This window comes from Celeribacter baekdonensis, assembly GCF_003047105.1.
Classification (GTDB): domain Bacteria; phylum Pseudomonadota; class Alphaproteobacteria; order Rhodobacterales; family Rhodobacteraceae; genus Celeribacter; species Celeribacter baekdonensis_B.
In genome coordinates this window covers 108,329-114,506 of sequence record NZ_CP028477.1, presented here as the reverse complement: position 1 = coordinate 114,506, position 6,178 = coordinate 108,329, and the positions used below count along the sequence as shown (strand labels likewise).

Here is a 6,178-nt window from a genome sequence, read left to right as displayed (position 1 = left end):
GCAAGACGGGACGGTAGCTCGGCACGGGTGGTGGCACGAGGCCATGGCGGCGGATTGGACAAGTGCTGTCGGATGCTCCGCGCGCGGGTCGATCCGGATCGCCTGAAGATCATAGGCTTCGTAGACGGCATCCTGCAGCGTGCCGTCGGGTTCGCTCCAAGCTTTCGGTAGGTAGTCGAGCAAGGCCGTCTCGATGTCGTCGAACGGGTGCTTTGCCCGTTCCTCAGCGAGGGCACGAGATTCCTTGCGAGCGGCGTTGCGCAGGGCGTGCAAGTTGATGCGCGTCGGTCGGGATGGCACCGATAGCGCCGAACTAGTCGGGCTGGCTGGGGACTCTGGCGCTCGGGGCAATGAGTGAGAACTGCGGAGAGAAGTTCAGCGGTCGTGTCACAGATCGGATGATAGGCGGCGTCGATGTCGACCTTTGGGGTCTCAAGTTCGTCGACCGCGCACTTGTCGATCACGGTGAGCCGCGTGTCGACCGTGGTGCCATGTCGCGCGAAGACCTTGCCCTCAATCGCGCGGAAAACACTACATCGGCGCTTGAAAGCGATCCGCTGAAAGGTCGACTGGAAGGATTTCGCGGAAGGTCGAAAACTCTCGCCAGTGATGACGACAAGGCGCCCACCCGGCGCGAGGCGCGCCAAGACGGACAGGACATGCTGGCTGGTGGCCTGCCGGAATTGGCCTTCAACATGGTTCGCAGCCGAAAACGGCGGGTTCATTACGATGACAGAAGCGTGATCGACCGTCGAGACGATCGTCGATCGAGCGGCATCGTGATCCGACACGACGGTGTTCGGGAACAGGTGCCCCAGCAAGGCGCGGCGGGTTTCCGCAAGCTCGTTCAACGCCAGTCGCGCGCCTGCGATCCGCGCGAAGATCGCCAGCATGCCGGTGCCCGCCGAGGCTCGAGCACCAGATCGTCAGCATGCAGCCCAGCAACCTGCGCGACAATGGCCGCAAGGGTAGGGGGTCGAGAATTGTTGCAAACGCCACACTGTCTTCGGAACGTCGTGTGTGGGGCGGGGCCAGACTGGCCAGGCGTTCGATCATGGTGAGGAAGGCCTGCGGTGAGGCGGCCTGGCGCTGCATCAATGCGCCGTAGCGCCAAAGAATCAGGATCTGGGCATCTCGGCTGCCTCATAGCATCCTTCCAGACCCAGGCGCCGCTCGTGTCGCTAGCGCCAAAGGCATCTTCCATCGCGGCGCGCAGGGCTGCAGCATCGACGGGTTTGCCCGCTTCGAACTGCGGCACGAGGGTTTTCGCAGCCTGGATCAGGTTGTGCGAGAAGCGCGAGGCTTCCGGCGGACAGGGCCTCGGCTCGGGCGCAAGCGGGCGAATGGGGGTAAGCGTTCATCGCAATCTCGGAGTTGAGGGTTGGCCCCAAAACCCCGTGCGCACTCTCTCACCCGGAGGGGTCACCCCTCCCGCCCTGCCTCTCGCTCTTTTGGGCAGTCCTAACAGCGCTCACAGAGAATGTGCTAGCAGCCGAATTTTCACTGGTAATTTGCAACCTTATTCATCCCCAGAGACCTTACTCTGGCAGGTCTCAATGAATGCCCGTAACGCGTTGGATGTAAACCGGTTGGGGTAGTAGAGCCTTGGCCCATCCAAAGGATGCCAGTGCTCTTTCAGGATCGGCACAAGCGTCTGTGCGCGAAAATCGTCCTCGAGCCAATTGCGGAACATGGCGATGATCCCCATTCCCGCCCTGGCATAACTCAACCCAGAGTTCAGGGCATTCACGCTGAGGACCAAGCGTGTGGCAGGCTCGACCGTGATGGCCTTACCTCCGGCTTGCAATGTCCACGGAGCAGAGGCCACCCGGCAGCGATATCGGATCGCATCATGGGTGGTCAGTTGTGCAGGAGTCTCTGGGCAACCATGTGCCTCCACATAGCGGGCGAGGCGGCGAGCGCGATCTGCTGCGGCGCGTCCAATGGGGATGGAGATCATGTCCTTTTCAAGCGATGCGCCGTAGCGAATTCCCGCATCGCAATCAGACGCAACAATATCGACCAAGCCGTTGTCGACAACAAGCTCGACCTCCACAGCCGGTGTCGATGCTGAAACGCGGCCATAATAGGCGGCAGGATATCGGCATGACCGCGCCCGGCACATTGATCTTCAACCGGCCGCTCACCCGACCCGTCGAGCTTGCAGTTTCAGCACAAGCGCGCGCACCTCGGCCATCAGTGGCGCGATCCGTGCGGCCAGTGCTAGGCCTTGGTCCGTCGCCCGCATGCTGCGCGTCGTGCGCAACAGAAGCGGACACCGAGCTGTGTCTCGATGCGGGACACCGTCGTGCTGACGTTTGACGGCGCAACCCCGAGACGCCGCGCGCCGCTCGAAAGCCCCCCTCGTCAAGGACCGTCAAAAACACGATCAGATCGTCTTGGATATACTGTTCTTCATGGAGAACAGACTATTCGATATTTGTCAGATTATCAAAGGCACAAAGAACAGTGGATACTCCTAGTGTAACCGGTGCCGGCCGATATGTGGGTCCGGCAAACAGAAATGGAAAGGACAAAGCCATGTTGATTGTGACCGGGGCAACGGGCCAGCTTGGCCGCAAAATTGTTGAAATCTGCTGCATCACGTCGCCGCCGAGCGCATCGGATCAGTGTCCGCGACACCACAAATGCCGAGGCATTCACGGCGCTTGGTGTGCGCGTACGCCAAGGCGATTATAACGATCCAGAAGTTTGCGCCACGCTTGGGACGGGGCCGAACACTTGCTTCTCGTGTCTTCGAACGCTGCAGCGAGCGGGGGAAATCCTTTGCCACAACACGCGACGGCCATCGACGTGGCCGCGACATTGGGTGGAACGCATATTTTACACCAGTCAGGTGTCCAGTTCGCCGGACTCGCATTTCTCTCCGGGTCGCGATCATGCGGCAACGGAAGCGATGCTCGCGACATCGGGGATGTCATGGACGGCCTTGCGCCACGGTTTTACGCGGCGAGTGCCGTGATGATGAATGCCAAGGCTTGAAAGCGGGGCGATTGGCTGCCCCGCAAGATGGGAAAGTCGCGTGGACGACCCATGACGATCTCGCTGCGGTGGATGCAGCCTTGCTCGCGGGCAGGAGGTGATTGACGGCCCGACGCCGCCGTTGACCGGGCTGAAGCGCTCGACCTTGCCGAGCTGGCGGAGCGCGCGGGTCAGATAATGGGCAGGCCTGTCGAACGCGTTTTGATCAGCGAAGATGTCCTGCAAGCAAATGCGCGGGCCTCCGGTGTTCCAGAAGGCTCAACCGCCGTTATGTTGGGCTACTACCGCGCGGCGCGGGCGGGTGAATTCTCAACGGTCGATCCCACACTGTCACGTATCCTCGGGCGGACACCGCAAACGATGAGCGCCGTATTACAAGCCAGTCTCAGGTAGGGAACTTCTGTTGCTGTTCGAGAGACCTGCAGCCAGACATCGAACACAACCGAGTTCTAAAACCTGTTGATACCTCAGAGTGTTGAGCGTTTAGTGGCCCGAATCCGCCGATTGTGAAATCGCCACAAAATAAAAAGGCGGCATCCGGGAGGAGGTGGATGCCGCCGATTATTCTGGATCAGCTCAGGGAGGAGGAGGAACTGATCACATGACTTAAGATAGGGGCCATGCTGCGCCTGCACAATAGCTGCCCTATGTTATTTCTGCATTGCAGCATTGACGGAACATCAAGCTTGCTAAGGCCGCGCTGTAAATCCTGCCCGCCGTAGCAGACCGATTTGCCTATGGGTGGCCTGAGCCATATCGGAATATGTTGACTGTTTCGGCTCATGATCAGGCACCGCACGCCGTGCCTCCGGCAAACAGTCGGTCACATAATCGCCGACGACCCCCAGCAGGCATCGACCTCTTCGCCGTCCTGCTCAATCACATAGCCATAGACCCGCCGTCGAGATAGGCGTCGTAGCTGACGATTTCACCGCGCAGGATGTCTTCGGCCTTTTCGCGCAACGCCTTGGTGACACGTTCCACGCCAAACTCCGTCCGGACCGCCGCGAGCGTCACGTAGATGAAGCCCACCTGACCGGAATCCCACGGGCAGTGAAACCGATGGTGTTCATCGCGAGGCCAGAGTGATCATAGAGAAACACGGGCAAAAGGATTGCCTTGCGCGCGCGCGGTCGCGCAGCTGTTCGATTGAAAGTTCCCTCAGCGCCGAGACGCCCGAGAGGTCGCGCAGGAACGCCTCGGGGTTGTCGAACTGATGGCTGTCACCCAGCCGATAGCGTCGGTGCCAGCAAATCAGCGTGCCGAGATTGGACCACTCCCGTGGGCTCTCAGTATCGGGATCATGGTAGATTTTGATGGTGTGGCCCTGGTAGGCCTCCTGATGGACCGGGTCGTGCATCTCGATCTCCTTTCTTGAAACGAAATCGACCCGCTGAGCCGGTTGCGGCTCGAGCGGGTCGATCTGGACGTGGTCAGATGGTTCGTAAGCTTGCCGCCCGGCGGCTCAGGCGGCGGCGCGGTTCTGGCGATGCTGGGTGTGCTCAACCGAGACCTTCAGCAGCCAATCCTCAAAGCCGAGAATGGTCTGGTGATTGGCGACTGCTTCGATCCAGGCCGCGCGCGGATCGCTGCCGATCTGCGTTGGATCGTTGTCGATCCGGCCATTGGCCATCCATGGTTCCGGCTGAATGCGTCCGAGCCAATCCGCCAGCGATGGAATACGGCCCTGACAGTCTTCGCGCACATGCTGCTCACCAATCCAGCGGATCGGGACGACCCGGCCAGCGCTGTTGGTCAGGCTGCGCCCAAACAGTCGTTCGGCCTCGAAGATCCCGAGCGCGTGGTGCCGGTGTGCACGATGCGTAAAGATCGCGAGGTGCTCTTTGGATGAGTCAAACCAGTCATGCACATGCTGATAATCTTCAGGCACGCCGCCGAACTTGCGGGCAGAGCTTTCGGCGTGGTGGAGGGGATGCGCCATGTCAGAGCCCCTCGTGTTCGGTGGTGTCGGTCTCGATATAGCGGTTCGAGTGGCTGACACCGATCTTGTCCACCTCGAGCGCCCAGGTCAGTTCGCCATAGCCGCCTTCGTTGTTCTCGAAACCGGGGCTCAGCGCATAGGCGAAGTCCCAGCCGAAGTCTTCGACCGGTGCCGCAACTCTTCTGTCAGGGTGATCGTGTCAGGGCTCACGACGACATCCTCGACATTGCCGGAGTCGCCGTAGCCTTCGTATTGCACCTTGATGCTCCTCACACCGAGGGCGCGCAGCTCGGTAAGGAGCGCCGCGCGGGTCTCGACCCGCTGTTCGGCAGCCCGTCTCTGAGATTCGAGCATCTGCGTGTAGAAATCATTCACTTGTGTCATGTCTTTGGTCCTTTGGAATTAAGGGAAGGGAGGGCGACCGTTGCGCGAGGCCGCCCCGGAGGTTTCCGTTGGGAGGCTTCAGGCCGCGGCGTCGCCGCGTTTCTCAGTCGTCCGGTCAACCAGGTTGAAATAGAGGTTCTCGGTCGCACGTTTGAACCCGGGCGGTTTGCGCGGGGCGAGGCAGCGCACCGAGGCACTGCAGCTCTCGCCATGCTCCATCGCGAACTGCGTCACCTTGTCGATAAGGTCATCCATGCCCGCAGCCTGGACGCGCTTCTCGGGGTAGCTCCCCAACATCTGGAACTGGGTGACGACAAATGCGCCATCGCGATGAGCCGGGTACAGAGTGATCTGGTAGTCGAGTGTCTTGGGCATGTCTGGTCTCCTGCGGCGGGCGGGACGCAACCATCGCGGCCCTTGGAAACCCGCCAGCCCGAAAGGACCGCCCTTTGTGCAAGGGTGGTCCGGGGCGGTGATTAGGGACGGAGGGCGTCAGTATTCCGACGGCAGAAGCAGGGTCAGAATCCGCCGCGTCTGTTCGGGGTCGGAGGGCTCCGGCGAGCCGTATTGGTAGTCGACGTCATAGAGGTCGAGCTTGAACCAGATCGTCGTGCCATTGAATTCGATGACCCCATCTCGTGCCAGCCCTGCGGGTCGCTATCGGCATTGAACCCGTCGAACGCGGCGACGCGGCCGGTGAGTTCCAGTTGGGCGTCGGGCCCAAGTGCCGCGACGCCGCGTGTCATCACGAACTGGCCCTGCGGGGCATCGGCGACCGGGGTATTGCCAAGGATGGAACGTCGAAACGCGTCATTCTGCGCGGCGATCAGCGCGGCTTCCCGCACAGGG

At 61.0% G+C, this 6,178-nt stretch carries 8 protein-coding genes and 3 pseudogenes; 1 reads left to right on the top strand and 10 read right to left on the bottom strand.

Annotation, left to right across the window (positions count from 1 at the left end):
- The 3 genes and pseudogenes from DA792_RS22105 to DA792_RS23405 form a co-directional block, all read right to left on the bottom strand.
- Window positions 1-893: pseudogene (locus DA792_RS22105) on the bottom strand (hypothetical protein); the annotation flags it as partial.
- Between the two features lie 626 nt (window positions 894-1,519).
- Window positions 1,520-2,125 (bottom strand): LysR substrate-binding domain-containing protein, encoded by a 606-nt coding sequence (locus tag DA792_RS23000; protein WP_439099401.1) that lies wholly within the window; start codon window positions 2,123-2,125, stop codon window positions 1,520-1,522.
- A 98-nt stretch (window positions 2,126-2,223) separates the two neighbouring features.
- Window positions 2,224-2,319: pseudogene (locus DA792_RS23405) on the bottom strand (hypothetical protein); the annotation flags it as partial.
- Window positions 2,320-3,180: 861 nt separating this feature from the next.
- Between DA792_RS23405 and DA792_RS22995 the strand changes: the two are divergent.
- Window positions 3,181-3,396 carry a hypothetical protein gene (locus DA792_RS22995; RefSeq protein ID WP_254679763.1) on the top strand — a complete coding sequence of 72 codons (216 nt, stop codon included), beginning with the start codon at window positions 3,181-3,183 and terminating at the stop codon, window positions 3,394-3,396.
- 486 nt (window positions 3,397-3,882) lie between these two features.
- Here DA792_RS22995 and DA792_RS23400 read toward each other — a convergent pair whose 3' ends face one another.
- The 7 genes and pseudogenes from DA792_RS23400 to DA792_RS22070 form a co-directional block, all read right to left on the bottom strand.
- Window positions 3,883-4,035 (bottom strand): hypothetical protein, encoded by a 153-nt coding sequence (locus DA792_RS23400; protein WP_368074520.1) that lies wholly within the window; start codon window positions 4,033-4,035, stop codon window positions 3,883-3,885.
- Between the two features lie 37 nt (window positions 4,036-4,072).
- Window positions 4,073-4,363, bottom strand: coding sequence for a hypothetical protein (locus DA792_RS23395; RefSeq protein ID WP_368074519.1), 291 nt, complete (start codon window positions 4,361-4,363; stop codon window positions 4,073-4,075).
- A 105-nt stretch (window positions 4,364-4,468) separates the two neighbouring features.
- Window positions 4,469-4,945, bottom strand: a complete 477-nt coding sequence (locus DA792_RS22085; protein WP_107722866.1) for a DUF6915 family protein — start codon at window positions 4,943-4,945, stop codon at window positions 4,469-4,471.
- A 1-nt stretch (window position 4,946) separates the two neighbouring features.
- Window positions 4,947-5,078: a DUF6878 family protein gene (locus DA792_RS23390; RefSeq protein WP_368074522.1), complete on the bottom strand. Its 132-nt coding sequence runs from the start codon at window positions 5,076-5,078 to the stop codon at window positions 4,947-4,949.
- A complete protein-coding gene (locus tag DA792_RS22080; RefSeq protein ID WP_254679762.1) occupies window positions 5,075-5,329 on the bottom strand; it encodes a DUF6878 family protein in 255 nt (84 codons plus the stop codon). The genes DA792_RS23390 and DA792_RS22080 overlap by 4 nt, the downstream gene beginning before the upstream one ends.
- Window positions 5,330-5,407: 78 nt before the next feature.
- Window positions 5,408-5,704 carry a hypothetical protein gene (locus DA792_RS22075; RefSeq protein WP_107722864.1) on the bottom strand — a complete coding sequence of 99 codons (297 nt, stop codon included), beginning with the start codon at window positions 5,702-5,704 and terminating at the stop codon, window positions 5,408-5,410.
- A gap of 117 nt (window positions 5,705-5,821) precedes the next feature.
- Window positions 5,822-6,075: pseudogene (locus DA792_RS22070) on the bottom strand (DUF3768 domain-containing protein).
- Between the last annotated feature and the right edge of the window lie 103 nt (window positions 6,076-6,178).

Bases quoted from the DNA above. Each gene is read 5' to 3' on its own strand.
- DA792_RS22995 (WP_254679763.1), top strand. From the start codon at position 3,181: ATGGGCAGGCCTGTCGAACGCGTTTTGATCAGCGAAGATGTCCTGCAA.
- DA792_RS22085 (WP_107722866.1), bottom strand. From the start codon at position 4,945: ATGGCGCATCCCCTCCACCACGCCGAAAGCTCTGCCCGCAAGTTCGGC.
- DA792_RS23395 (WP_368074519.1), bottom strand. From the start codon at position 4,363: ATGCACGACCCGGTCCATCAGGAGGCCTACCAGGGCCACACCATCAAA.
- DA792_RS22075 (WP_107722864.1), bottom strand. From the start codon at position 5,704: ATGCCCAAGACACTCGACTACCAGATCACTCTGTACCCGGCTCATCGC.
- DA792_RS22080 (WP_254679762.1), bottom strand. From the start codon at position 5,329: ATGACACAAGTGAATGATTTCTACACGCAGATGCTCGAATCTCAGAGA.
- DA792_RS23000 (WP_439099401.1), bottom strand. From the start codon at position 2,125: ATGTGCCGGGCGCGGTCATGCCGATATCCTGCCGCCTATTATGGCCGC.